This window comes from Rhodococcus ruitaii, from assembly GCF_055230935.1.
The window spans coordinates 167,856-191,559 of the sequence record NZ_JBUYWC010000012.1; the positions used below are offsets into that span (position 1 = coordinate 167,856).

The following is a 23,704-nucleotide window of genomic DNA, read 5'->3' on the forward strand; positions in this document are numbered from 1 at the left end:
TGCATTCCGATTTGCCCATTGACGGCGATCGGCGCGCATGTCGGGGCGTCCCGCGTTTCGGCTCTGGTGTCGAACGCATTGACAATTCTGCAACGGTAACCGCCGACGCAGTCATAAGTACAGGACCGTTTTCACCCCGCCGCCTGGCCCGATCCCGACGGAGTGCCTTTTGCTCGCCATACTCATCGCTCACGCGGTCGCCGCGATCCTGGCACCGCCGCTGGTCAGAGTCATGGGGAGAAACGCATTTCTGCCATTGGCGCTCGTGCCACTGGCAAGCCTCGGCTGGGTCATTGCCCATTGGGGTACCGAGCAGACACTGCAGATTCGATGGGCCTCGGCACTGTCGATGGACATCGACATGCGGTTCGATTCCCTCTCCGCCCTCATGTGCTTGCTGGTACTCGGTATCGGCTCACTGATCCTGCTCTACTGCGCACGATACTTCCAGGACGACGAGCCCCGGCTGGGGATTTTCGCAGCCGAGATGGTGGCGTTCGCGGGTGCCATGTTCGGCCTGGTCACGAGCGACAACATGCTGGTGCTCTACATCTTCTGGGAATTGACGACAGTCCTGTCGTTCCTGTTGGTGGGTCACTACGCCGAGCGTGCGTCGAGTCGCCGCGCCGCCACCCAGGCACTGCTCGTGACCACGGCCGGTGGTCTCGCCATGCTTGTCGGCATCATCATCCTCGGCCAACTGGTGGGCAGCTACAACCTCTCCGCTGTGATCGAGGCCGCGCCCGGAGGCTGGCTGCCCGGTGTGGCCATCGTGCTCGTACTCGTCGGTGCGCTGTCGAAGTCGGCCGTGGTGCCGCTTCATTTCTGGCTCCCCGGTGCGATGGCCGCCCCCACGCCGGTCTCCGGTTATCTGCACGCCGCCGCGATGGTGAAAGCAGGCATCTACCTGATCGCGCGGCTGGCCCCCGCATTCGCCGACGCAGCGCCGTGGCGACCCATTGTCATCACCCTGGGGCTCGCGTCCATGATCCTCGCCGGGTGGCGTGCATTCCGTGCGTTCGATCTGAAACTGATTCTGGCGTTCGGCACGGTCAGCCAACTGGGGTTCCTCACCGCACTGGTCGGTATCGGCAGCCGCGAAGCAGCGTTGGCCGGTATGACGATGGTGATCGCACACGCCATGTTCAAGGCGTGCCTGTTCATGGTGGTCGGCATCATCGACCACTCGACAGGCACCCGCGACATCCGCAAGCTCGCCCACCTCGGCTTGCGAACTCCGCTGCTGGCGGTGGTGGCGACCATGGCCGCCGCGAGTATGGCAGGTCTGCCACCGTTCATCGGTTTCGTCGGCAAGGAAGCCGCGCTCGAAGCCGCGCTGGTCACCGACGCGCTGCCGGAATGGGCGCGCATCGCCGCCGTCGCGGGTATGGTGCTCGGTTCCATCCTCACCCTCGCCTACAGCATCCGGTTCATCTGGGGAGCCTTCGGCCGTAAGCAGCTCAATCGGCCCAGCCCGGCGGTGCAGAATCTCCACGCTCCCGGCTGGCTCCTGATGTCGGCCCCCGCGCTGCTGGCGGCCAGTGGTCTCGCGGCCGGCCTTGCCGCCCCGTGGATCGACACACTCGTCGCGCCCTACGCCGACACTTTGCCGACCTCGCTCACCGAGCCGTACCACCTGGCGCTGTACCACGGCTTGACGCTGCCGCTCGCCCTGACCGCCATCGTCATCGTCGGCGGTGTCGGCCTGTACCTCGCGCACCGTACCGTCGCACGGTTGCGGTTCGAGCACTCCCCACTCGGCAACGCCGACCGCATCTACGACGCCACCCTGCGCGGCATGGACACCATGTCGATCAGATTGACGAGTTTCATCCAGCGAGGTTCGCTGCCCCTGACCCAGGCCACGATCATGATCACCCTCGTGGCGCTTCCCAGCGTGCTGCTGCTCGTCTTCGGGACGAGCAACACACCGGAGATGCGTCCATGGGACTCACCGTGGCAATTCGCCCTCGCAGTGATCATGATCGGTGCGGGGCTGGCAGCGACGATGATGCGCAACCGGCTGGCAGGCGTCCTGATGGTCGGTGTCACCGGCTACGGACTCGGGGTCCTGTTCGCGCTGCAGGGCGCCCCGGACCTCGCACTGACACAGTTCCTCGTCGAGACCGTCACCCTCGTGATGTTCGTACTGGTTCTGCGAAAGTTGCCGTCGGAACCCGACCCGGCATCCGCGATCGGTAAGCGTGGTCCCCGGGCCGCGCTCGGTATCGCGGTCGGTGCGGTGGTGACCGTCGTCGGAGCGTTCGCGGTGGCGGCACGCACCGCCGAACCGATCTCGCTGCACTTACCCGAGTTGGCGTACGAGCTCGGCGCGGGCAAGAACGTCGTGAACGTGCTGCTCGTCGATATTCGTGCCTGGGACACTCTCGGGGAGATCTCGGTGCTGCTCGTCGCCGCAACGGGTGTCGCGAGCCTGGTATTCCGCACGCGACGGTTCGGCACCGCACCCCGCGTCGCCGACGCACCCGCCGCGCAGCTCGATGCGGCCGGGACGAACTCCGACACCACCTGGTTGCGCGGCGGCGATCTGATCGATCCGCGCTACCGGTCGCTCATCCTCGAGGTCACCACCCGGCTGGTGTTCCCCACGATGATGGTGCTGTCGGTCTACTTCTTCTTCGCCGGTCACAACGCCCCGGGCGGCGGCTTCGCCGGCGGTCTCGTCGCCGGACTCGCCCTCGTCCTGCGTTACCTGGCAGGTGGACGCTACGAACTCGGAGAGGCGGTTCCCATCGACGCCGGCAAGATCCTCGGACTGGGCCTGACCTTCGCCGCGGGCACCGCACTGTTCTCGTTGTTCCTCGGCGCACCCGCGCTCTCGTCGGCGGTACTCGAAGTGACTCTGCCGTTGCTCGGTGACATCAAACTCGTCACCGCGCTGTTCTTCGACCTCGGTGTGTATCTGATCGTCGTCGGACTGGTCCTCGATGTGCTCCGGAGCCTCGGGGCCCGGCTCGACGCCGAGGTCGTGGGTGAGCGCCGATGACCACGAATCTCACTCTGGTCGTCATCGTCGGCGTGCTCGTCGCCTGCGGTGTGTATCTGTTGCTCGAACGCAGCATCATCAAAATGCTGCTCGGCCTGCTACTCATCGGCAACGGCGTCAACTTGATGATCGTCACGCTCAGCGGACCGGCGGGAGACGCCCCCGTCATCGGATCCGAGAACGTGACGCAGGAAGGCATGGCCGATCCGCTCGCGCAGGCCATGGTTCTCACCTCCATCGTGATCACCATGGGTGTCGCCGCATTCGTGCTGGCGCTGACGTACCGCTCGTACTCGATCCGCGCACGCGACGAAGTCGAGAACGACCCCGAGGACACCATGGTGTCCCAGCGGCGGACGCTCGCCGAGGCACCCGGTCGCGACCGGTCCGACGACCCGATCACCGGCGAACCGAGCAAGAGCGGCGACGCGTTCGACGCCGAAGGCAATCCGATCCCCCTCGACGAGCTCACCAACATCGAAGACCTCGAGGTCTACGAGGATCTCCACGACGGCGACTTCGACGACCCCACCGACTCCGCCTACGACGATCCACGCAACCCCGGTAGCGGACATCGACGGTCCACACCGACAGACCACATCGACGACGGCAAGGACACCGCCGAGGAAGGTAGCGGCCAGGAAGGCAACCCCCACGAGGACAGCCATCACGAGGACACTGCCGGGGAAGACACGGGCAAGACCGACGACGGTCAGGAGGGCGACCGATGACCTTGGACACCTCCGTTCTGATCCCGCTGCCGATCCTCATTCCGCTGCTCGCTGCGGCAGTGACCCTGATCCTGGGTCGCCGGCCACGGGCGCAACGACTCGTCACCATTTCAGCGCTCGTCGCGTCACTCGCGGTTGCGGTCGCACTGTTGTACTTCGCCGACCAGGACGGCATCGAAGTCGTGCAGGTCGGCGGATGGGAAGCACCGTTCGGCATCTCACTCGTGGCCGATCGGCTCGCCGCGCTGATGCTCGTCATCGCGGCGATCGTGCTGCTGACAGTCATGTGGTTCGCCGTCGGCCAGGGCATCCACGACGGCAACGATCAGCAGCCGGTGTCGATCTTCCTGCCCACCTATCTCGCATTGACGGCGGGCCTGAACATCGCGTTCCTCGCGGGCGACCTGTTCAATATGTTCGTCGGATTCGAGGTGCTTCTCGCCGCGTCGTTCGTGCTGCTGACGCTCGGGGCGAGCGCCGATCGCGTCCGAGCCGGAATCTCGTACGTCATGGTCTCGATGGTGTCGTCGATGATCTTCCTGATGGGCATGGCGTTCGCCTACGCCGCGACGGGAACGTTGAACCTGGCGCAAATGGCGATACGGATGGACGACGTACCACCCGGCACTCGCACCGCGATCTTCGGTGTGCTGCTGGTGGCCTTCGGTATCAAGGCTGCGATCTTCCCACTGTCGTCGTGGTTGCCCGACTCCTACCCCACCGCACCCGCCCCCGTCACGGCGGTCTTCGCAGGTCTGCTCACCAAGGTCGGTGTGTACGCGATCATCCGTATACACACGCTGATCTTCCCGGAGGGCGAACTCGACGACGTCCTGCTCGTCGCCGGTCTGCTCACGATGATCGTCGGAATCCTCGGTGCGATCGCGCAGAACGACATCAAACGTCTCCTGTCGTTCACCCTCGTCAGCCACATCGGTTACATGGTCTTCGGCATCGCATTGTCGAACCAGACCGGACTCGGTGGCGCCGTCTTCTACGTGGCGCACCACATTCTGGTCCAGACCACACTGTTCCTCGTCGTGGGGCTGATCGAACGACAGGCCGGATCCGCGTCGCTTCGTCGGCTCGGTTCCCTGGCAGTGACAAGCCCGCTCCTGGCCGTCCTGTTCCTCATCCCCGCACTCAACCTCGGGGGTATCCCCCCGTTCTCCGGTTTCATCGGGAAGGTCGCGTTGCTCCAGGCCGGCGCCGAGGACGGGTCCGTTCTCGCGTGGACCCTCGTCGCGGGCGGCGTCATCACCAGCCTGCTCACGTTGTACGCGGTGGCCCGCGTCTGGGCCAAGGCGTTCTGGCGTGCCCGCGCCGACGCACCTGAAGGCGACCTCGCCGACATCGGGCCGTCGGCGCTGATCGACGAATCCGAAGCCGACATCGCATTCGACCAGCGTGCGGACGTGGGGAAGATGCCGGCGGGCATGTTGATCCCCACCATCGTGCTCGTCGTGATCGGCCTCGGACTGACTGTGTTCGCCGGGCCCCTTCTCGACATCAGTAACCGCGCCGCCGAGAATTTGCGTGACCGCTCGGTGTACATCGAAGCCGTGTTGGGAGAGACACCATGATCAAACGCGGCAACCTTCTACGCGTATCGGTGATCCTCTGGATGGCGTTCGTGTGGGTGATGCTGTGGGGCACCTTCAGTGTCGCCAATGTTCTCGGCGGGTTCCTGGTCGCGGGGTTCCTCGCGATACTGCTGCCACTGCCGAAGGTTCCGGTGGAAGGGCGGGTGCACCTGCTGTCTGCGCTGCGACTCGGTGTGTACATCTTCGTCGAGTCCATCAAGTCGACGATCTCGGTCGCGTGGCTGGCCATCCGGCCGGCCGCACCCCCCGTCACCGGGGTACTGCGCTGCCGGTTGACGATCAAGTCCGACCTGGTGCTCACGCTGTGGACCGACGTCATGAACAACATCCCCGGCACGATGGTGCTCGAGATCGACCAGGTGCGGCGGATCGTGTACGTACACGTGCTGGATGTCAGTACCGACAATGCCGTCGCTTCCTTCTATCGCTCGGCCAGGTTGATCGAACGTCTGCTCATCGACACATTCGAACGGGACTCGGAGTGGCAGCCCAGCCCGTGGAGAAGCGGGACGGAGGAAGCGGTATGACCATGATGCTCGTAGTGTCGGGCGTTCTGCTGTTCGTGTCGGCCGTGCTGATCGGCTACCGGGTGTTGGCAGGGCCGAACTCGCTCGACCGCCTCGTCGGAGTCGATGCTCTTCTGGCCATTGCCATCTGCGGACTGGCGACCTGGATGGTGTATACCCGCGACACCACGATCGCGCCGGCCATCGTGGCGCTGACGCTGGTCGGGTTCATCGGATCGGTTTCGGTGGCACGATTCCGGGTGCGTGACGAAGAATGAGTCATTTCTTCGACGTCGTCGGGCACGTCTTCATCCTCATCGGCGCGATCATCTCGCTGACCGCAGCAATCGGCGTCATCCGCTTCCGAGACACGCTCTCCCGCATGCACCCGGCAACGAAACCTCAGGTCATCGGCCTGATATTCGTACTCGGCGGGGCAATGCTCAACCTGTGGGGGTCGTTCGACGTGTGGATGCTCGCGTTGGCGGGCATGTTCATGGTGCTCACCGCGCCGGTGATCGCGCATCGTGTGGGCCGCATCGCCTACCGGGAGCAACTCGGTCGCGACGGGTTGCTCGAGGACGAGGACTTTCCCCCGTACCGGGCATAGGCGCAGGCCGGCCCGGTACGAGGTACTCAGCCTCGCAGTTCCTCGACCAGCGAATCGACGACCGCCAGCAGACTCCCCTCGTGGCTTTCCGCGACGCGTCGCTGCCGCTGGTACGACGCACCCCGAACGGGAATGTCTGCGACGGCAGCGAGTTCGTCGGCGCAGCCGAGGCGCACTGCCGTGGGGGTGAGTTGCTCGAGCAGGTCGTGCAGATCGTCGGTGACCAGACGCTCGTGACACGCGGGGTCGAGAATCACTTCGGCGTCCAGCCCGTAACGGGCCGCGCGCCATTTGTTCTCCTTCACGTGCCACGGCTGGAGTGTCGGCAGTTCCTCGCCACGGTCGAGGCATTCGTCGAAATAGACGACGAGGCAGTGCACGAAGGCAACGAGCGCGGCGAGTTCCGCCACGTTGGTGATGCCGTCGAAGACCCGAACCTCCAGCGTGCCCCACCTGGGTGCAGGCCGGATGTCCCAGTGCATCCCGCCGGGTTTGCTGATGACACCCGACCTGAGCTGATCTTCGATGAATCGGGTGTACTGCTCCCAGTCCGCGAAGTGGTAGGGCAGTCCCGCGGTGGGCAACTGCTGGAACATCAAAGCCCGGTTGCTCGCATACCCCGTGTCGAGGCCCGCCCAGATGGGTGACGATGCCGACAGCGCCAACATGTGGGGGTATTTGACGAGCAGGGCGTTGAGGATCGGGATGACCTTGCGCGACGACGACACCCCGACGTGCACGTGCACTCCCCAGATGAGCATCTGCCGACCCCACCACCTGGTGCGTTCGATCATCTCGTCGTATTCGGGTGATTGGGTGACCACCTGGTCGGTCCACTGAGCGAACGGGTGGGTGCCCGCGCACATCAGATCGACGCCGAGCGGATCAGCGGCGCGACGCAGCAGATCCAGCGACTCCGTCAGATCGTCGACCGCCTCGGCGACGGTGTCGTGCACGTCGGTGACCAGTTCGACAGTGTTGCGTAGAAACTCTTTGGTCAGGCGCGGTGTGTCGCCCGGCAGTTCCCCGACTGCATCGAACACGACCGCGGCCGCGTTGGACAGTTCGCGGGTCGTCTTGTCGACCAGCGCGATCTCCCATTCCACACCGAGCGTCGGACGCGGAGAACCCGGAAATTCGACAACCACCACTCGATCCAACCACAGGGCCCGCCTGACCGAGTGCCGGTCCGGCGGGCCCTGTGAGCGGAATTACGGATGGTGCATTCAGGCCACGACGCCGCAGGCGAGACGGTCACCGGCGTTGTCCTGATGCACGACCACGGAGGTGCCCCGCCCACCTTCGAGATCGTCGAGGGTGAACTCGGCGGTGGTGACCGTCGCGGTCGCGGAGCCGTCCTCGTGGACGACGACGGACAGCAGATCGCCGCTCTCCGGGATGGCAGTGTGGCCGGGAGCCTGCAGGTGGCCACCGGCCGACAGGAATGCCCCCGGCTCGCCACCGGCCGGAGGTGCGGACTCGGGCTCGCAGACGCCGAACTCGTGGACATGGACGCCGTGGTATCCCGGTTCGAGACCATCGACCTCGATGGTCACCTCGACGTTGCCGCCGCTCTCGACGAAGGTGACCGTGCCGGCAGACTCACCCGCGACCGTCTCCAGATCGGCGGTGAGCGACGCGCCCGTTGCGGCGGCGCCGTCACCGGCGGACGAATCGGCCTGGCTACCGTGCGAATCGCCCGTGCTGTGTGAGTCGCCTTCCGGCGCAGGAGACCCCGTCCACACCGGCGGCGTGGTGCCGACCACGCTGGTTGCTTCCTCGCTGTTCGAGCACGCACTCAGGCCCACCGCAGCGATCGCGACGATCGGGGCCAGGGCACGCCAGGTCATGCGACGAGTGGAACTGGGGGCCATCAAACCGCTCCTTCGAAGTACCGAAAAGTCACCTGATCATAGCCGGGCCCTGTTTGCGTGCTCTGCCGTGATGGCGATGGCGTCCGGCTCGGCCGGTTTCACGGTTCCGCGACGATGACGATCACACCCGGTGCCGTATCTGCGATCCCTTCGAAACGCGGCTGTGCGGTGACCCCGAGCGCATCGGCCACCGACTCCGCAGTTGCCTGCTCGCCGGAGCCGGTGCCGTAGTACACGGAGGTCTGTGCCAGGAGACCTTCGCTGTAGTTCCCGGTTTCGGTAATCGTGAAACCCTCGTCTTCGAGCAGGGTGGCGGTCTGCGCGGCGAGCCCAGCGACGTTGCTGTTGTTGTAGACGCGCACGCTCGCCGACGACACGGCCGCCCCGGGGAGCACCGACGATGCAGCGCCCGGGGACTCCCCAGCGCCCGTTCCCCCGGCGTCGGTGGCCCCGGCGCCCAGGGACGCCCCGGACGGGGTGGCGGCAGCTCCGGCCGCCGGGCTGGGCGGCGGAGCGGCCGCGGGTGCCGGAGCAGTCTCGGTGGTGGTCTCGGTGGTGACGGCTGCTGTCGATGCCGCCTCCCCGTCCGACCCGCCGAGTGATGCGAATCCGAGCCCCGCGAAGAGAATCGCCAGGGAAATCAGCAGCATCGCAATGGCTCGTAGCGGCAATCCGGCGGATCCCCGGTTCACGTTCTCGGCGGTTCTGCTCACGCCCTCGACCATAGTTGGCCGACGGGCCGCTGCGTGTCGCGCGTCAGCGTGTCGTCTCGAATCCGAGGCGACGAGCTGCGCGCGCCTTCTGCCTGCTGGAGCGCAATCGGCGAAGTCGCTTGACGAGCATCGGGTCTGCGGCGAGGGCTTCCGGGCGGTCGATCAGTGTGTTGAGCACCTGGTAGTAACGGGTGGCAGACAACCCGAACAACTCCTTGATCGCTTCTTCTTTGGCGCCGGCGTACTTCCACCATTGCCGCTCGAACGCCAGCACGTCGTGTTCCCGACGACTCAGCCCATGCTCACCGATATCGTTCGGGCTGCTGTCGGCGACCGGATGCGGATCCCCCGCTTCGGATAGGTTCGTACCGTCCGCTGCTGCGCCGTCCATCTCACTCCTCAACTGCGTCGAATCACACCGCGGCGACAATTACACCTGTGTGTTTCCGCGAGTCATTCAATCACGGGGATACGACACATACCTGTCGGACGAAGGGATGAATCGCGCGCATTATCCTGGTTCACCATGGCCATCCTTCCCATCGTCATCACCGGCGACCCCGTTCTGCACAATCCCACCGAACCGGTGACCGAAACAGCCGCGGAACTCGCGCAGTTGATCGCCGACATGTACGAGACGATGGACGCCGCGAACGGCGTCGGCCTCGCAGCGAACCAGATAGGGCTCTCCAAGCGCCTGTTCGTCTACGACTGCCCCGATCGCGACGAGAGCGGCAAGGTGCTCCGCCGCCGCGGAGCCGTGATCAACCCGGTGCTCGAGACTTCCGAGATCCCGGAGAACATGCCCGACCCGGAAGACGACCTCGAGGGTTGCCTGTCGGTTCCGGGAGAGAATTTTCCCACCGGGCGGGCCGACTGGGCGAAGGTCACCGGCACCGACGAGAACGGCGACCCCGTCGAGATCGAGGGACACGGGTTCTTCGCTCGGATGCTGCAGCACGAGGTCGGTCACCTCGACGGCTTCCTGTACGTCGACGTCCTGATCGGACGCAACGCGCGCGCCGCGAAGAAGACGATCAAGCGCGCAGGCTGGGGTGTGCCCGGCCTGACCTGGCTGCCGGGGAGCGTCGACGACCCGTTCGGTCACGACGATGACGACTGACGGGCAGGCCGGTGCACCAGGCGTAGCGATTCCACTCGGCACGCGGGTCGTCGTCCGGTATCGCCTCCCGGCGGGCTACAGCCATCCGATGACCGATGTCATCGGTGAACTGGAGTCGATGGAACCGGTTGTCGTCGTGCGTACCGCAGAGAACAAGCTCGTTCAGATCGCTCCGAGTACCGTCGTGGCGCTCAAGGCGTTGTCCGCTCGCCCGATCCGCACCGCCGAGATCCGCTCGCTCGAACACGCCGCGGCCGCCGGATGGCCCGGTCTCGAGCAGACCTGGATCGATGGCTGGTTCCTGCGCGCCGGGGGCGGCTTCACCGGGCGGGCGAATTCCGCAACACCTCTCGGGCCACGTGGCACCGTCGCCGATCCCGATGATCCCGACGTGCGGGCGCGATTGCGCGGATGGTTCGCCGACCGCGGATTGCCGCTGCGGCTACTGCTCCCCGATCGACTCGCCCCGGCCCCGCAGAGGTGGGTCCCCAGCGGCGAACCGGTCCAGGTGATGGCAGCCGATCTCGGCAACGTTCCGCTGCCTCCGGGCCTCGGCCCGGTGACGGTCGCTCCGGAGCCGGATGCCGACTGGATCGCGCGGTGCCGTGGCGGCACTCTTCCGGATGTTGCTCGTGCGGTTCTCGGCGCTGTCGTCGCAGGCACGCTCGGTTTCGGACGCATCGGTGCTCCCGGGACACCGCCGGTCGCGATCGGGCGGGCCGCGATCACCGACGCTCCTGACGGTCGACGTTGGGTCGGGCTGGACGCGATCGAGGTAGCTCCCGAGCACCGCCGCCATGGTGTGGGTACCTTGCTGAGCGGAGCCCTGCTGGGCTGGAGCCGCGAGCTCGGAGCCACCCACGCCTATGTCCAGATCGAGGCGAGCGACGCCGCATCCCGCGAGCTGTATTCGGGGTTGGGTTTCGTCGATCACCACCGCTACGGGTACATGACGGACCACGTCGGATAGGTCGCCTACAGTGGGTGCCGTGCGCCTCGCTACCTGGAATGTGAACTCGGTCCGTGCCCGTACCGATCGGCTCGTCGATTGGCTGCAACGGACCGATACCGACGTGCTGGCGCTGCAGGAAACAAAGTGCAAGGACGAGCAGTTCCCGTATGCCAGGTTCGAAGAACTGGGCTACCAAGTGGCGCACGTCGGACTGAGCCAGTGGAACGGCGTCGCGATCCTCTCGCGCGTCGGACTCGACGACGTGCAGATCGGTTTCGACGATCAACCGGGATTCTCGAAGGATCCCGATGTCTCGCCTGTGCGTGAGGCGCGCGCGATCGGTGCCACCTGCGGCGGTATCCGGGTGTGGAGCCTGTACGTGCCCAACGGCCGCGGGCTCACCGATCCCCATTACACCTACAAACTCGATTGGCTCGCGAAGCTCCACGCCGACGCTCAGAACTGGCTCTCTACCGCACCCGACCTCCCGGTCGCGCTGGTCGGCGACTGGAATGTCGCGCCCACCGACGAGGACGTGTGGGATCCGGCCTTCTTCGAAGGCAGAACCCACACCTCGCAACCCGAGCGCGACGCTTTCTCGGCGTTCACCGAGTCCGGGTTCGTCGATGTCGTGCGCCCGCACGCGCCCGGGCCCGGCGTGTACACGTACTGGGATTACACGCAGCTGCGTTTCCCGAAGAAGCAAGGCATGCGCATCGACTTCGTACTCGGGTCACCGGCACTCGCGGCGAAGGTCACGTCCGCGTCGATCGACCGCGACGAGCGCAAGGGCAAGGGCGCGAGCGATCACGCACCGGTGATCGTCGACCTCGCGGAGTAGTCCGAGGAGCGGCCATGCTCGGGAGCGGCGGCGCAGCTCGGGGCGGTGACACGGCCCGGGGCGGAGGCCGGGTTCACGTTCGCCGACCGGTCCGATCTCACGAGTTCGTACGCCAGCCACGCACAGCCGATCAGCATGAGGACGCCGTGCGCGATCCGCAGTGTCGGCGACACGAAGAACTGCGGGATGTACAGGAGATATCCGGCCGCCACCATGCCCGCCGGAAGCACCGGGATCCATCTCGCACGTACCGCTGACACGAGCACCACGATCACCCCGACGGCGACGAGCAGCAGGCCCACACCGAACGCGATCATCGCTGCTGTTCCGGTTCGGATCAGTTCGGCAAGCTCGAGCGCGGTCTCGTCGTCGACAGCGGTCAGCTCGTGCAGCGCGAAGGTCTCGGCGCCGAAGTACAGCAGAGTCAGGGCGCTGCCGACCCCGATCGCCGCGGTCGCGAGCGGCGCGATGCGCAGTTCCGCGAAGGCGAATGTCGTCAGGACGAATGCCGCGGCGCCGGCGAGATGTGCGACCGTCCACCAGATCGAGCCGAACTGGTCGAGGGTGTCTGCACCGGCGCCCGGCGCGAACGGCCGCGCAAGCGGAAAGAGTGCGAACAGGATGCCTGCGACCACCAGCAACGTTGCGGCGACCGTCCGCTGTTGGGGATTTTCGTGATTCATGGCGAGATCTCCCGAATAGTGAACACCGACCACTTTCGAGATCAGTGTTCACTCTTTGGAGCAATCAAGCAAGAGCGCTGCTCACATTTTTCGGTTCAAGCCCTCCGCGCAGGCTCGATCGGCACAATCACGTCGCGATATCCCGGATTCGACGTGAGGTACCGCTGCACATACGTACACACCGGCCGCACCCGCCAACCCCGCCTCCGCGCAACGTCGAGCGAACCCCCGACGAGGATGCCTGCAAGGCCACGATGGCCGAAGTCCTCGACGATCACGGTGTGCAGGAAGTCGACGACGGGACGCCCCTTACCCGGGACGCCTGCTGGGTGTTCGGAATCGAAGTACCCGAGAATCCCCACGAGATCACCGTTGAGGCGCAACTCGAATCGGTTCTGATCGGCATTGTCGGACACCTCCGCCGTCGACAAGTTGATCATGACTGCCTCCCCGAACCTCATCCGTGATGTGACGCACGCCACTATAGAACACCGGTGCACGGCGCTGGGATGGCACTCCCACCGGCAGACTGCTGACACCGGCAGCCGCCCGAACGACGACCGGTAGGGTCACCTCCGTGCAGCTGCTTCCCCTGGCCGAACAAGGCCACACCCCCATTCGTGTACTCACCATCGCCGGCACGGACTCCGGCGGGGGCGCGGGCATCCAGGCCGACTCACGCACGATGGCGATGTGCGGTGTCCACGCCTGCGTCGCGGTGGCCGCAGTCACCGTGCAGAACTCGGTCGGAGTGAACGGATTCCACGAGATCCCACCGGAGACGGTGGCGGCCCAAGTGCGGTGCGTCGTCGACGACATCGGGGTATCCGCAGCCAAGACGGGGATGCTCGCATCGACCGAGATCATCGAAGCCGTAGCAACAGTGTGCTCGGAGGTCGGTATCGGCCGCGATACGGATGTCCCACTGGTCGTGGACCCCGTGTGCGCGTCGATGCACGGTGATCCCCTGTTGCACGCGAGCGCGCTCGCGGCCGTCCGCTCGGCGCTGATCCCGCTGGCAACCGTCGTCACCCCCAACCTCGACGAGATCCGGCTCATCACCGGAATCGAGGTGATCGACGATCGCACCGCACGGCAGGCCGCCGAAGCACTGCACGGACTCGGCGCACTGTGGTCGATCGTCAAAGGGGGTCATCTCCGTACGTCGGAGTCGAGCACCGATCTGCTGTTCGACGGCGACCGGTTCATCGAATTCCCGAGTCCGCGCCTCGCCACGGGCAACGACCACGGTGGCGGCGACACGCTCGCCGCGGCCATCGCATCGGCACTCGCCCACGGCCGGTCGGTGCCGGACGCAGTGTCATTCGCGAAGGAATGGGTGACCAAGTGCCTCGAGTGGTCGTACGATCTGGGCCACGGGCACGGGCCGGTCAACCCGCTGTGGCGTCTCCACCAGCAACCATGAAGACCGTCACCCCACGAACCCGGGACAACTTCATGCGCACAACTACCTTCGTGAGCACAACTACTCTGTGAACGCAGCGCGCGCCTCGGTGCGCGCTGCCCCGCTCGGAACCCCGTCCGGACCGTCGAGCGAGCCGGCGTAGATCGCAGTGCTGTAGGCAACTGACGCCGCGGCGACCGCGAAGGCGTCGCGGTCGATGTTGCCCACTGTGTCTTCCGGCCGATGGTAGTTCGGGTCGTACTCCTCGTCCGCGGTGCCGCCCCACTTGTCGGCCTCGTCGGGAGACTTCTCTCCGTCAGCGCCGGTGAACGTGCCACCTGCGGGAATTCCGACTGCCATGAACGGGCCGTAGTCGGAGCGACCGTCGAAATCGGCGTCACCCGCATCGATTCCACGCTCAGCGAAGAAGTCGGACAGGGTGCGCTCGATGCCGGCCGACCCCTCCGGTCCCGGGCCGGCGCCGTCGGCGTCGGAGTCGTCGCCGTCCAACAGGAAGTAGCCCGAGTTCGGGGAGCCGATCATGTCGAAGTTCAGGTAGAGCGCGATCGCATCGCGCTCCTCTTCGGGCAAGGACGCGACGTACTCGCTCGAACCGACGAGCCCGATCTCCTCGGCACCCCAGAAGGCGAACCGGATCGCGTTGGTGACCCCGGGTTCGTTGCCGAGTTGCAGTGCGGTCTCGAGGACGGCTGCGACACCGCTGCCGTTGTCGTTGATCCCCGGCCCTTCGGGCACGCTGTCGAGATGTGCACCGACGACCACCACATCGTCGGTCGAGCCCGTGGCGGTCTGCGCAATGACGTTGCGGGAGCGCTGAGTCTCGGTCGTCGTGTCGAGGACGAGCTCCACCGACGACGACGATGCAACCCGCTCGCCGTCGGCCAGGCCGATCCCGCCGACGGGAATTCGTCGCTCCACGGTCTCGTCCAGTGTGGCACCGGCGAGAGGACCGTCCTCGGTGTTCACGACGAGCAGCGCCGCAGCACCCGCATCAGCGGCGAGTGTCTCCTTCGCGGAGAAGGTACACACGCCACGGTCGACCACCACGATCGCTCCCGCCGCGTCGAGACCGTCGTAGTCGGTGGCCTCGCACCCCGGGGTGTCGTCGGTGGGCACCCGAACGACAGGTGCGGTCAGCCCCTCCGGTCCGGTCGAGGGCGACAGACCGAGCGCCCGCACCTCGACCGAGTGCCCGCCGACCTCGAGAGCCTGGTCTTCGACGCTGAACGTGGTGGCGTCGAATTCGGGTGTGCGTACGTCGAATCCGGCGTCGCGCAGTGCGCCTGCGATGTAGTCCACGCTCGCGTCGTACCCCGCAGTGCCGACCGCTCGGTTGCCGTCGTGCTCGGTCGCGATGCGTTCGAGTTCGGTGAGGTGCCCCATCAGGGCGTCGATCTGCACGCTGTCGGCGAGCGTCGCCGGATCGACGGATGCGGCATCCGTCCCTTCCCCGTCCGAACAACCTGCGATCACCGCTGCAGTCACGAGGAGCACCGCGGCGCCGCGGCCGAACAGCACCGCGGCGCGGCGGCCGAACACCGTGTCGATCATTGTCCGAGCGTACTGCCCGCCACGGTCAGGCGTCGCGCCTGCCGACCACCATCAGCGACACACCGAACACGATCGCCGTGAACACCGCGAAGTACAGCAGCGAACCCCACGGACCCCAATGGAAATCGACGCCCTGCTCCAGGCCGAGGAAATTGTTGATGTTGATGAACGGCAAGAAAGGCTGGATTTCACGACCGACCCGGCCGAACAACGAGAACAACGATTCGATGAGCAGAGGCCACAGCAGCAGGAGCGCGATCGTGCCCGCCGACTGGCGCAGCAGCGTTCCCACGCCGACGGCGAGAAACACCGAGAGGAACGCGTAGAACGCGATGCCGTAGATCGCGCGCCACGCGTCGCCTTCGAGCACGAGGTCGCGTCCGGCCTCGGAACCCGCGAGCGCCTTCGCGACGTATACGGCGATCAGGCCCACTACCCCGGTGATCACAGCGCCGATCACACCGATCAGCAGCGATTTCACCGTCAGTACGAGAGACCGGTTGGGGTTGGCGATGAAGGTGGTCCGGATGACACCGAAGCGGTACTCACTCGTCACCGACAGTGCGGCGAGGATCATCAGGACCATGACGCCGAATCCCGTGATCCCGGTGACTGCGATGTCGGGGGTCAGATAGAACCGGCCGGCATCGTCGTCGAGCGACATCGAGCTGCGGGCCACGGCGCCCATCATCGCGGCGAAACCGATACCCAGGGCAACGATCACTGCCAGACACCAGAAGGGCGACTGCACGGATGTCAATTTGATGCGTTCCGCACGCAACGTATCCATTGCTGGTGATGCCATCACAAGCTGCCCTTCATCACTTCGTCGAAACCGGTGCCGTGGAACTCCACATCGCGACCGGTCAGTTTCATGAACGCGTCCTCGAGGGACGCGTGGCGGCTCGTCAGCTCGTGCAGGACGATCGAGCGTGATGCGGCGAGTTCGCCGATCTCTGCGGCTCCGGCACCCGAAACGTGCAAGGCCCCATCTTCGTCGACCACGGTGTGTCCCCGTTCGGTGAGCGCAGTGCGCAGGTCGTCGAGCTGCGGGCTGCGGACCACCACGCGGGAGTCCGACGCGCGATCGACGAAGTCCGCGACCGAGGTGTCGGCGATGAGCTTGCCTCGACCGATCACGACGAGATGATCGGCAGTCTGGGCCATCTCCGACAACAGGTGACTCGACACGAGCACCGTGCGTCCTTCCGCAGCCAGCGCCTGCATGAATCTGCGGATCCATACGATGCCCTCTGGATCGAGACCGTTGACAGGTTCGTCGAACAACAGCACCTTCGGGTCGCCGAGCAGTGCGCCCGCCAAACCGAGACGTTGCGACATTCCGAGCGAGAATCCGCCGGCACGTTTGCCTGCTACCTCGGTCAACCCCACCTGACGCAGTACTTCGTCCACGCGCGAGCCGGGTAATCCGTTGGACGCGGCCAGCCACCGCAAGTGCGCGCGTGCCGATCGGTTCGGATGAACCCATTTCGCGTCGAGGAGCGCACCGACGGTCTGCAGCGGGCGGGTCAGTTCCCGATACTGCTTACCCTCGATGAGCGCTGTGCCCGATGTCGGACGGTCCAACCCCAGGATCATGCGCATCGTCGTCGACTTGCCGGCCCCGTTGGGGCCGAGGAACCCGGTGACGATGCCCGGTGGGACGGTGAACGTCACGTCGTCGACGGCAGTGGTTGAACCGAAGGTCTTGGTCAGTCCGGTCACTTCGATCATGATCCACAGACTGCCGTAAAATCGGCGCAAGCGCAGCACCACGCCGGTGACCAGCGTGTCCGTGGTCAGGGTTCCGCGGGAGAGGATGCCTGGGCCCAGAAGCGCTTGGGGATGCGCCCGGCGTGACGAGCACGGAACCCTGCTTCGACGGCGTGCCGCATGGCCGACGCCATCAGTGCCGGGTCCTTCGCGCGGGTGACTGCGGTGGCAAGGAGCACCGCATCGCAGCCCAGTTCCATCGCGAGCGCGGCATCCGAGGCAGTGCCGATACCGGCGTCGAGAACCACGGGAACTCCGGCTGATTCCACGATCATCTCGATGTGGTGCGGGTTGGCGATACCCAGTCCCGTCCCGATCGGCGATCCGAGCGGCATCACCGCGACACACCCGACGTCCTCGAGGCGTCGCGCGAGCACCGGGTCGTCAGTGGTGTACGGCAGGACGTTGAAGCCATCGTCAACGAGTTGTTCTGCAGCAGAAACCAATTCGATGGCATCCGGCAACAGGGTGCGTTCGTCGGCGATGACCTCGAGCTTGACCCACTCCGTTTCGAGCGCTTCCCGGCCCAACTGCGCGGTGAGCACGGCCTCCTTCGCACCGCGGCACCCTGCGGTGTTCGGCAACGGCGCGATTCCGAGCCTGCGCAGCAGGTCCAGCACACCCGTACCCGACGTCGCGTCGACCCGGCGCATCGCCACTGTGGTCAGTTCGGTTCCCGATGCGACGAGTGCTTCCTCGAGGACCGCCAGGTTCGCGGCGCCGCCGGTGCCCGTGATCAACCGAGACGAGAACGTGCGCCCCGCGATGATCAGCGGGGAGAGATCGTGCCCCGAGCCCTCGGGTCCGGTTGCCTGCTCAGCCACCTTGGACCGCCGTGAGGATCTCGATCTGCGCACCCTTGCCGAGCTTCTCGGCCCAGCGGCCCCGCGGAAACAGCACACCGTCGACTGCCACGGCGATGCCTTTCTCCGGCAGACTCATCTCGACCAGGAGTTCGGCGACGGTCGGCGCCTGCGCGAAATACTTCTCCTCACCGTTGACGGTGAGACCGACCGAAATCCGATTTGTCATCGCACACTCTCTTTCACGAATCGGCGGGGATCTGCGTGTGTCGCTTCGGGGAGCGGGTCGTCGGCGAGTTCGGCGAGTACCGCATCGACGGTGATCGCCGTGAGCAGAACCCCGTTGCGGCCGTGCCCGGTCGCGGCGATCACCCGCTCCGACAACCGGCCGATCAACGGCAGATTGTCGGGGCTCATCGGGCGCAGACCCGCGCTCGCCTCGTGCAGTTCGTACTCGCCGATCGCGGGGAACAGCATTTCGGCGTCGGCGATCAGGTCGCGCACTCCCGCAACCGTGACCTCGGTGTCTCCCGCTTCGTACTGGGTCGCGCCCACGACGAGCCCGTCGGCGCGCGGTACCAGGTACGCGGGGCGTCCGTGCACGCTGCCGCGCACGGTGTGCTGCGGCGGCGGGGTTGCTCCGGGGCGCGTGCGCAGCCTCAGGATCTCCCCTTTGACCGGCCGGACGGGAAGACCCGGCCACAAATTCGCCGAGGCAGACCCGGCCGCCAGGACGACACGGTCGTCGGGCACATCGGCGAGGTTGCCGACGGGATCGTGGACGAACCGCACGCCCGCGGCGACAGCAGCGCGGTGTAGCGCCTCGACGAGCTTTCTGTTGTCGACGGACAGTTCGGTGGGTGCGAGCAGACCGAGCCTGACCCTCGGACCGAGCGACGGTTCGAGATCGCGGATCTCGGCCCGCGTGAGAATCTGCATCTCGTGGCCCTGTTCACTCACCCACGCCGCGATCGTGCGCAAGTCTGCGGCGTCCGCGGCGTCCAGCGCGACGGTGAGCGACGCGCCCGCCGTGAAGACATCGACGCCGGTCTCGTGTGCGAGGGTGCGCGCGAATTCCGGCCAGCGCCGCAGCGACGCCGCGCCGAGACCGAGGACGTGCTCTTCCCCGGGCCACCCCTCCGACAGCGGCGCAAGCATTCCTCCGGCAACCCACGAGGCACCGGAGCCCGGATGAGGATCGCGGACGGTGACCGTCCACCCTGCCCTGGCGGCGCGCCACGCAACAGCCAGACCGATCACTCCACCGCCGATTACGGCTACCGTCGACACGACATCCACCTCGCTCCCTGCGCCGGCATGATCCGGGTCAGGTCATAACGGTCGGGGCCGGCAGGCCCCCTCTCAGCCCCGCGTACCTCGGGACTCCCGTGTTGTCACTTCCGAGGTAGAGGCTACCGTCTTGTCCGTGACGACCTACCGGACCACCTACCGCGGCAACCATCCCGACCCCCGTGGACGCCTCGCGACCGCGCGGTTGTACCTGTGCACCGATGCCCGTCGCGACACCCGCGACCTCGCCCGGTTCATCGAGGAAGCCCTGGTCGGCGGCGTCGACATCGTCCAGTTGCGCGACAAGGATTCCGCCGGTGAGAAGAAGTTTGGCCGTCTCGAGGCCCGTGAGGAACTCGCCGCACTCGAGGTGATCGCTGATGCCTGCGCGCGCCACGGTGCACTGCTGGCGGTCAACGACCGGGCCGACATCGCGCTCGCTGCCGGCGCCGACATCCTGCACCTCGGGCAGGGCGACCTGCCGGTGAAGCAAGCGCGGGCGATCCTCGGCGACGACATCGTCATCGGCCGGTCCACGACCAGTCGCGCACAGGCCGTCCTCGCCGACGGCGAGGACGGCGTGGACTACTTCGCGTCCGGTCCGGTGTGGGACACCCCGACGAAGCCTGGGCGCACCGCAGCGGGACTCGAGGTGATCCGTGAGGTGCACGCATCGCATCCGCAACGACCGTGGTTCGCGATCGGCGGCGTGGATCTCGACCGCCTCCCGCAGGTACTCGACGCGGGCGCGCGGCGCGTCGCGGTGGTGCGGGCGATCACGAAGGCCGACGACCCCCGCGCTGCCGCGGCGGCGCTGAAGGCTGCACTGTCCGCGTAACCTTCTACAGCCAGCCGAGGACCGTCGACGGGGACAACGCGACAGCACCCTGCGGCAGCCGATCACGCAGACCACGGTCGGCCGTCACCACCACCGTCACCGCCGGATCGAGTGCGGTCGTGGTAGCGGGCACCGCAGCCTCCGCGAGCCGCGCGATCTCGTCGTCGCCGCTGCCGTCGGCGGTGTGCACGTGGGTGCGGGCATCGACGACGATCGCGCTGCGTGCCTGACCTTCGAGGACCGCCTCCACCCGCGACACCCACCCGAACGTTCCATCCGGAAGCTCGACGGTACGCGGGAGCGCGGTCGCGATGTCCGCGAGCAGCACACCTGTCGCACCGGGCCGGTCGCGCCACCAGCCGGTCGGTCCGCCGGCCCCGAGGATGTTCGCGGTGTCGAGCAGCATCCGCACCGGACGGGTACGCAGCGCCGACCACGCATCGGCGAATCCCGTGTGCAACGGCATCGATTCGACCTCGGCCTCCGATACCCATCGCAATTCGAGGCTCTCACCGTTCATGGTGGTGTCCAGCGGTGCAGGAGCATCAGCGACGACGGTCGTGTAGGTCCACGAGCCGGGGGTACCGGAGGTGACCCGCTCGGACCGCACCGCGACCGCGGCGTTGTCGATACCGGCTTCCTCGTGGGCTTCGCGGACGGCGGCATCCACGGCGGATTCGTGACTGTCGCGCGCACCCCCGGGCAGCGCCCACGTTCCGCCCTGGTGGCTCCACACCGCGCGGAGCTGGAGCAGTACCGCGGGCGATCCGTCGTTTCCGGGTGCGCGCAGCAGCAATCCCGCGGCACCGTGCAGGCCCCATCGACGTCCTCCGTCGGGTCCTACCGCCCAGCCGTCCCCGTCACCGCGCATTGCGTCCGCCTTCCCGCCCCTCGTGGATGCTCACGAGGGCACAACGCCTCCACCATCATGTGTCGGTTGCCAGAGCTCGCGAACTCCGGCGAGGAACTCCGACAATGTGGACGCCTGCCGATTCTCCCCATTCAACTTATATGCTCGCCACAACCAAGCTTTCCAGGAAGGGGTGCACCGTGAACGTACGAGTGACCCCTCCGATCAATTCCGTCGGCGGCTCGGCACGGCCCGCCGAGGATTCCGACGGTCCGGGCGACCGGGTCGACGGCCTGCGGGAACTGTTCCGCTCGACACCCGCCAAGTTGATCTCGCTGGGGCTGGTTCTCGCGGTACTGCTCGTCGTATCCGGTGTGGCATCCGCCCAGGTCGCAAGCAGCCGGAAGGCGACCCACGACCGCCTCCTCGCCACCACCGAGCCACTCGCGAATGCCGCCCAGAATCTGTACAGCGCGTTGTCCATCGCCGACGCGGCTGCCGCCACCGGCTTCATCTCCGGCGGTATCGAACCGGCCGAGGTGCGCGACCGCTATCTCGAGGCGATCGCGGAGGCTTCCGGGCAGCTCGTGGTCGCGGCTGCCGGCCTGGCCGCGGAAGACGAACTCGGTGCCGAGAACGTCGCGGCGATCGCCCGCATGCTCCCCACATACACGGGGCTGATCGAGACTGCGCGCGCCAATAATCGGACCGGTAATCCGGTCGGTGCGGCCTACCTGGCCGAAGCATCGAATCTGATGCAGACGTCGATGCTGCCGGTCGCCCAGGAACTGCATACACAGGGTGTGCTGGCGGTGAATGCGACGCAGCGTGCCGCGGTGGCCCCTCCGTGGGGTGCGATCGGACTGCTTCTCGTCACCGTGGCCGCGTTGTGCTCCGCTCACGTACTCGTGAGCCGCAAGACCCGGCGCACCTTCAATCCCGGCCTGATTCTCGCGATCGGCGCGACCGGAGTCTTGCTGTGCTGGCTTCTCATCGCCGGCCTCGCGTCGTCGAGCGCCACCGAACGCGCGATCGCGCAGGGAGCTTCGCCGCTCTCCGATCTCACCGAAAGCCGCATCCTCGCCCAGCAGTCGCGCACGGTCGAGACGCTGCTGCTTGCTCGACGCGATGCGGGCGGGACCTACATCGGCGCCTACGACGAGACGATCACACGTCTCGGCGATCTGCTCGACGGCTACACCGACGGCGGCACCGTGGAGATCGGCACTGACGCCGTGTCGCAGGCGGAGTCGGCGCGGGAAATGTGGATCAGGTCGCACGTGCGGACGGTGGCGGCGCTCGAGCGCGGCGACTACACAGCTGCCGCCGTGCTCGCCACCGGCCCCGGACCGGACGAAGCCACCGCGCAGTTCGCGCGGCTCGACGCCGCGCTGAGCGAAGGCATCGAGGAGACCCGCGAGGAGCTTCGCAACAACGAATTCCGGGCGTCGCGCACGCTGTCCGGTCTCGCACCCATGGCGTTGACCTTGATGATGCTGTCGCTGATCGCCGTCATCGTCGGGTTGTTGCCCAGACTCCGGGAGTACCATTGACGGCGCGCCACACGATCTTCACCGGGTTGGCTGCCGTGTGCGCAGTCGTGCTGGCGGTGACCGGTTGTGCCACCGAGACACCACCACACGAGTCGGATCTCGACATCACGACGGTCACACTGCCGATGCCCGAAAGTGCGTCGGTCGCGCCGTCTCCGACCGGCTTCCCCACGCCCCCTACCTGCGACGACCCCACGGCAAGTTTGCGGCCCACGGGCGACGAAGCCGGTCCCGCACTCGACACAATCCGGGCCCGTGGCCGGCTGATCGTCGGACTCGATACCGGCAGCAACCTGATGAGCTACCGCGATCCTGCGACCGGACGGATCACCGGATTCGATGTCGAAATCGCCCGGGAGATCGCCCGGGACATCCTCGGCGACCCCGAAGCCGTGGACTTCCGGATCCTGAACTCTGCGGAGCGAGAACAGGCACTTCAGGACGCGACCGTAGATATCATCGCGAAGACGATGAGCATCACGTGCGCGCGGCGTGAGCATGTGGATTTCTCGAGCGTCTATTTCGTCGCCGAGCAGCGGGTGCTCGTCGTCAAGGACTCCGACATCCGCAGCGCCGCAGACCTTGCAGGCCGGCGTGTCTGTATTGCGGCCGGTACGACGTCGCTGACGCGCATGCAGCAGCTGCAACCCGCGGCCTCGATCCTCACCGTGCCGTCGTGGGCGGATTGCCTTGTCGTCCTCCAGCAGCGGCAGGTCGATGCCGTGTCCACCGACGACACGATTCTGGCCGGGCTCGCCTCTCAGGATCCGTATCTCGAGTTGGTGGGCCCGTCGCTGGGGTCCGAGCCGTACGGCATCGGCATCACGCAAGGGAGCGACGACCTGGTGCGCGCTGTCAACGGCACCCTCGCACGGATCCGCGCCGACGGCACGTGGACCGCGTTGTACAACCGGTACCTCACGGTGCTCGGTCCCGCTCCTGCCCCACCGTCCCCGACGTACGTCGATTGAGGTGA

26 protein-coding genes and 1 riboswitch are annotated in these 23,704 nt (G+C 66.5%); of the genes, 13 read left to right on the forward strand and 13 right to left on the reverse strand.

What is annotated here, in order from left to right; translation table 11 throughout:
• The first annotated feature begins 169 nt into the window (after positions 1 to 169).
• Genes ACZI8W_RS17355 through mnhG form a run of 6 tightly spaced genes read left to right on the forward strand, consistent with a single transcriptional unit; the run spans position 170 to position 6,458 of the window.
• Positions 170 to 3,007 carry a Na+/H+ antiporter subunit A gene (locus ACZI8W_RS17355; RefSeq protein ID WP_463369738.1) on the forward strand — a complete coding sequence of 946 codons (2,838 nt, stop codon included), beginning with the start codon at positions 170 to 172 and terminating at the stop codon, positions 3,005 to 3,007.
• On the forward strand, positions 3,004 to 3,738 hold the full coding sequence (locus ACZI8W_RS17360) for a Na(+)/H(+) antiporter subunit C (RefSeq protein ID WP_463369739.1): 735 nt from the start codon (positions 3,004 to 3,006) through the stop codon (positions 3,736 to 3,738). Before ACZI8W_RS17355 ends, ACZI8W_RS17360 begins: the two co-directional genes overlap by 4 nt.
• On the forward strand, positions 3,735 to 5,321 hold the full coding sequence (locus ACZI8W_RS17365; RefSeq protein WP_463369740.1) for a Na+/H+ antiporter subunit D: 1,587 nt from the start codon (positions 3,735 to 3,737) through the stop codon (positions 5,319 to 5,321). The genes ACZI8W_RS17360 and ACZI8W_RS17365 overlap by 4 nt, the downstream gene beginning before the upstream one ends.
• On the forward strand, positions 5,321 to 5,869 hold the full coding sequence (locus ACZI8W_RS17370) for a Na+/H+ antiporter subunit E (protein ID WP_463369780.1): 549 nt from the start codon (positions 5,321 to 5,323) through the stop codon (positions 5,867 to 5,869). Before ACZI8W_RS17365 ends, ACZI8W_RS17370 begins: the two co-directional genes overlap by 1 nt.
• Positions 5,866 to 6,126 (forward strand): monovalent cation/H+ antiporter complex subunit F, encoded by a 261-nt coding sequence (locus ACZI8W_RS17375; RefSeq protein ID WP_463369741.1) that lies wholly within the window; start codon positions 5,866 to 5,868, stop codon positions 6,124 to 6,126. Before ACZI8W_RS17370 ends, ACZI8W_RS17375 begins: the two co-directional genes overlap by 4 nt.
• Positions 6,123 to 6,458, forward strand: a complete 336-nt coding sequence (gene mnhG, locus ACZI8W_RS17380; RefSeq protein ID WP_463369742.1) for a monovalent cation/H(+) antiporter subunit G — start codon at positions 6,123 to 6,125, stop codon at positions 6,456 to 6,458. The genes ACZI8W_RS17375 and mnhG overlap by 4 nt, the downstream gene beginning before the upstream one ends.
• 26 nt (positions 6,459 to 6,484) lie before the next feature.
• On the opposite strand, the gene ACZI8W_RS17385 is transcribed toward mnhG, so the two are convergent.
• The 4 genes from ACZI8W_RS17385 to ACZI8W_RS17400 all read right to left on the reverse strand — a co-directional run bounded on the left by ACZI8W_RS17385 (position 6,485) and on the right by ACZI8W_RS17400 (position 9,436).
• Positions 6,485 to 7,606 (reverse strand): glutamate--cysteine ligase, encoded by a 1,122-nt coding sequence (locus tag ACZI8W_RS17385; protein WP_463369743.1) that lies wholly within the window; start codon positions 7,604 to 7,606, stop codon positions 6,485 to 6,487.
• A 78-nt stretch (positions 7,607 to 7,684) separates the two neighbouring features.
• The gene (locus tag ACZI8W_RS17390; RefSeq protein ID WP_463369744.1) at positions 7,685 to 8,332 is read right to left on the reverse strand and encodes a superoxide dismutase family protein; all 648 of its coding nucleotides are present in this window, start codon (positions 8,330 to 8,332) and stop codon (positions 7,685 to 7,687) included.
• 98 nt (positions 8,333 to 8,430) lie between these two features.
• A complete protein-coding gene (locus ACZI8W_RS17395; protein ID WP_463369745.1) occupies positions 8,431 to 9,057 on the reverse strand; it encodes a LytR C-terminal domain-containing protein in 627 nt (208 codons plus the stop codon).
• A gap of 31 nt (positions 9,058 to 9,088) precedes the next feature.
• Positions 9,089 to 9,436 (reverse strand): nucleoid-associated protein NapA, encoded by a 348-nt coding sequence (locus tag ACZI8W_RS17400; protein WP_463369746.1) that lies wholly within the window; start codon positions 9,434 to 9,436, stop codon positions 9,089 to 9,091.
• Between the two features lie 135 nt (positions 9,437 to 9,571).
• On the opposite strand from ACZI8W_RS17400, the gene ACZI8W_RS17405 reads away from it, so the two are divergent.
• From ACZI8W_RS17405 to ACZI8W_RS17415, 3 genes are read left to right on the forward strand one after another with little or no spacing between them, the layout of a single operon-like run.
• Positions 9,572 to 10,168, forward strand: a complete 597-nt coding sequence (locus tag ACZI8W_RS17405; protein WP_463369747.1) for a peptide deformylase — start codon at positions 9,572 to 9,574, stop codon at positions 10,166 to 10,168.
• Positions 10,158 to 11,138, forward strand: coding sequence for an N-acetylglutamate synthase, CG3035 family (locus ACZI8W_RS17410; protein WP_463369748.1), 981 nt, complete (start codon positions 10,158 to 10,160; stop codon positions 11,136 to 11,138). The genes ACZI8W_RS17405 and ACZI8W_RS17410 overlap by 11 nt, the downstream gene beginning before the upstream one ends.
• Before the next feature lie 19 nt (positions 11,139 to 11,157).
• Positions 11,158 to 11,961 carry an exodeoxyribonuclease III gene (locus ACZI8W_RS17415; protein WP_463369749.1) on the forward strand — a complete coding sequence of 268 codons (804 nt, stop codon included), beginning with the start codon at positions 11,158 to 11,160 and terminating at the stop codon, positions 11,959 to 11,961.
• Here ACZI8W_RS17415 and ACZI8W_RS17420 read toward each other — a convergent pair.
• Positions 11,928 to 12,644, reverse strand: a complete 717-nt coding sequence (locus tag ACZI8W_RS17420) for a hypothetical protein (RefSeq protein WP_463369750.1) — start codon at positions 12,642 to 12,644, stop codon at positions 11,928 to 11,930. The genes ACZI8W_RS17415 and ACZI8W_RS17420 overlap by 34 nt on opposite strands.
• 95 nt (positions 12,645 to 12,739) lie before the next feature.
• Positions 12,740 to 13,084 carry a GNAT family N-acetyltransferase gene (locus tag ACZI8W_RS17425; protein ID WP_463369751.1) on the reverse strand — a complete coding sequence of 115 codons (345 nt, stop codon included), beginning with the start codon at positions 13,082 to 13,084 and terminating at the stop codon, positions 12,740 to 12,742.
• Between the two features lie 137 nt (positions 13,085 to 13,221).
• On the opposite strand from ACZI8W_RS17425, the gene thiD reads away from it, so the two are divergent.
• Positions 13,222 to 14,070, forward strand: a complete 849-nt coding sequence (thiD, locus tag ACZI8W_RS17430; RefSeq protein WP_463369752.1) for a bifunctional hydroxymethylpyrimidine kinase/phosphomethylpyrimidine kinase — start codon at positions 13,222 to 13,224, stop codon at positions 14,068 to 14,070.
• 60 nt (positions 14,071 to 14,130) lie between these two features.
• Here thiD and ACZI8W_RS17435 read toward each other — a convergent pair whose 3' ends face one another.
• The 6 genes from ACZI8W_RS17435 to thiO all read right to left on the reverse strand — a co-directional run bounded on the left by ACZI8W_RS17435 (position 14,131) and on the right by thiO (position 19,487).
• Positions 14,131 to 15,621, reverse strand: a complete 1,491-nt coding sequence (locus tag ACZI8W_RS17435) for a M20/M25/M40 family metallo-hydrolase (protein ID WP_463369753.1) — start codon at positions 15,619 to 15,621, stop codon at positions 14,131 to 14,133.
• Between the two features lie 25 nt (positions 15,622 to 15,646).
• Positions 15,647 to 16,411, reverse strand: coding sequence for an ABC transporter permease (locus ACZI8W_RS17440; protein ID WP_463369781.1), 765 nt, complete (start codon positions 16,409 to 16,411; stop codon positions 15,647 to 15,649).
• 14 nt (positions 16,412 to 16,425) lie between these two features.
• Entirely contained in the window at positions 16,426 to 17,355 is a 930-nt protein-coding gene (locus ACZI8W_RS17445) for an ABC transporter ATP-binding protein (protein ID WP_463369754.1), read from the reverse strand.
• Between the two features lie 65 nt (positions 17,356 to 17,420).
• Positions 17,421 to 18,218, reverse strand: coding sequence for a thiazole synthase (gene thiG / locus ACZI8W_RS17450; protein ID WP_463369755.1), 798 nt, complete (start codon positions 18,216 to 18,218; stop codon positions 17,421 to 17,423).
• Positions 18,211 to 18,426: a sulfur carrier protein ThiS gene (thiS, locus tag ACZI8W_RS17455; protein ID WP_463369756.1), complete on the reverse strand. Its 216-nt coding sequence runs from the start codon at positions 18,424 to 18,426 to the stop codon at positions 18,211 to 18,213. Before thiS ends, thiG begins: the two co-directional genes overlap by 8 nt.
• Positions 18,423 to 19,487, reverse strand: coding sequence for a glycine oxidase ThiO (thiO, locus tag ACZI8W_RS17460; protein ID WP_463369757.1), 1,065 nt, complete (start codon positions 19,485 to 19,487; stop codon positions 18,423 to 18,425). The genes thiS and thiO overlap by 4 nt, the downstream gene beginning before the upstream one ends.
• Positions 19,483 to 19,597, reverse strand: a riboswitch (TPP riboswitch). It overlaps the preceding gene by 5 nt.
• Positions 19,598 to 19,623: 26 nt before the next feature.
• Here thiO and thiE point away from each other — a divergent pair.
• A complete protein-coding gene (thiE, locus tag ACZI8W_RS17465; RefSeq protein ID WP_463369758.1) occupies positions 19,624 to 20,325 on the forward strand; it encodes a thiamine phosphate synthase in 702 nt (233 codons plus the stop codon).
• A 4-nt stretch (positions 20,326 to 20,329) separates the two neighbouring features.
• Here thiE and ACZI8W_RS17470 read toward each other — a convergent pair whose 3' ends face one another.
• The gene (locus ACZI8W_RS17470) at positions 20,330 to 21,196 is read right to left on the reverse strand and encodes an NUDIX hydrolase (protein WP_463369759.1); all 867 of its coding nucleotides are present in this window, start codon (positions 21,194 to 21,196) and stop codon (positions 20,330 to 20,332) included.
• A gap of 179 nt (positions 21,197 to 21,375) precedes the next feature.
• Here ACZI8W_RS17470 and ACZI8W_RS17475 point away from each other — a divergent pair, with 179 nt between their 5' ends.
• Both ACZI8W_RS17475 and ACZI8W_RS17480 read left to right on the forward strand, forming a co-directional pair.
• On the forward strand, positions 21,376 to 22,728 hold the full coding sequence (locus ACZI8W_RS17475; protein ID WP_463369760.1) for a hypothetical protein: 1,353 nt from the start codon (positions 21,376 to 21,378) through the stop codon (positions 22,726 to 22,728).
• The gene (locus tag ACZI8W_RS17480; protein WP_463369761.1) at positions 22,725 to 23,699 is read left to right on the forward strand and encodes a glutamate ABC transporter substrate-binding protein; all 975 of its coding nucleotides are present in this window, start codon (positions 22,725 to 22,727) and stop codon (positions 23,697 to 23,699) included. Before ACZI8W_RS17475 ends, ACZI8W_RS17480 begins: the two co-directional genes overlap by 4 nt.
• Positions 23,700 to 23,704 lie beyond the last annotated feature (5 nt).

What these genes read in the sequence shown, in the direction of transcription:
- ACZI8W_RS17360 (WP_463369739.1), top strand. Translation starts at nt 3,004, where the DNA reads ATGACCACGAATCTCACTCTGGTCGTCATCGTCGGCGTGCTCGTCGCC.
- ACZI8W_RS17365 (WP_463369740.1), top strand. Translation starts at nt 3,735, where the DNA reads ATGACCTTGGACACCTCCGTTCTGATCCCGCTGCCGATCCTCATTCCG.
- ACZI8W_RS17375 (WP_463369741.1), top strand. Translation starts at nt 5,866, where the DNA reads ATGACCATGATGCTCGTAGTGTCGGGCGTTCTGCTGTTCGTGTCGGCC.
- mnhG (WP_463369742.1), top strand. Translation starts at nt 6,123, where the DNA reads ATGAGTCATTTCTTCGACGTCGTCGGGCACGTCTTCATCCTCATCGGC.
- ACZI8W_RS17390 (WP_463369744.1), bottom strand. Translation starts at nt 8,332, where the DNA reads ATGGCCCCCAGTTCCACTCGTCGCATGACCTGGCGTGCCCTGGCCCCG.
- ACZI8W_RS17395 (WP_463369745.1), bottom strand. Translation starts at nt 9,057, where the DNA reads ATGGTCGAGGGCGTGAGCAGAACCGCCGAGAACGTGAACCGGGGATCC.
- ACZI8W_RS17400 (WP_463369746.1), bottom strand. Translation starts at nt 9,436, where the DNA reads ATGGACGGCGCAGCAGCGGACGGTACGAACCTATCCGAAGCGGGGGAT.
- ACZI8W_RS17405 (WP_463369747.1), top strand. Translation starts at nt 9,572, where the DNA reads ATGGCCATCCTTCCCATCGTCATCACCGGCGACCCCGTTCTGCACAAT.
- ACZI8W_RS17410 (WP_463369748.1), top strand. Translation starts at nt 10,158, where the DNA reads ATGACGACTGACGGGCAGGCCGGTGCACCAGGCGTAGCGATTCCACTC.
- ACZI8W_RS17420 (WP_463369750.1), bottom strand. Translation starts at nt 12,644, where the DNA reads ATGAATCACGAAAATCCCCAACAGCGGACGGTCGCCGCAACGTTGCTG.
- ACZI8W_RS17425 (WP_463369751.1), bottom strand. Translation starts at nt 13,084, where the DNA reads ATGATCAACTTGTCGACGGCGGAGGTGTCCGACAATGCCGATCAGAAC.
- ACZI8W_RS17435 (WP_463369753.1), bottom strand. Translation starts at nt 15,621, where the DNA reads ATGATCGACACGGTGTTCGGCCGCCGCGCCGCGGTGCTGTTCGGCCGC.
- ACZI8W_RS17440 (WP_463369781.1), bottom strand. Translation starts at nt 16,411, where the DNA reads ATGGATACGTTGCGTGCGGAACGCATCAAATTGACATCCGTGCAGTCG.
- ACZI8W_RS17445 (WP_463369754.1), bottom strand. Translation starts at nt 17,355, where the DNA reads ATGATCGAAGTGACCGGACTGACCAAGACCTTCGGTTCAACCACTGCC.
- thiS (WP_463369756.1), bottom strand. Translation starts at nt 18,426, where the DNA reads ATGACAAATCGGATTTCGGTCGGTCTCACCGTCAACGGTGAGGAGAAG.
- ACZI8W_RS17470 (WP_463369759.1), bottom strand. Translation starts at nt 21,196, where the DNA reads ATGCGCGGTGACGGGGACGGCTGGGCGGTAGGACCCGACGGAGGACGT.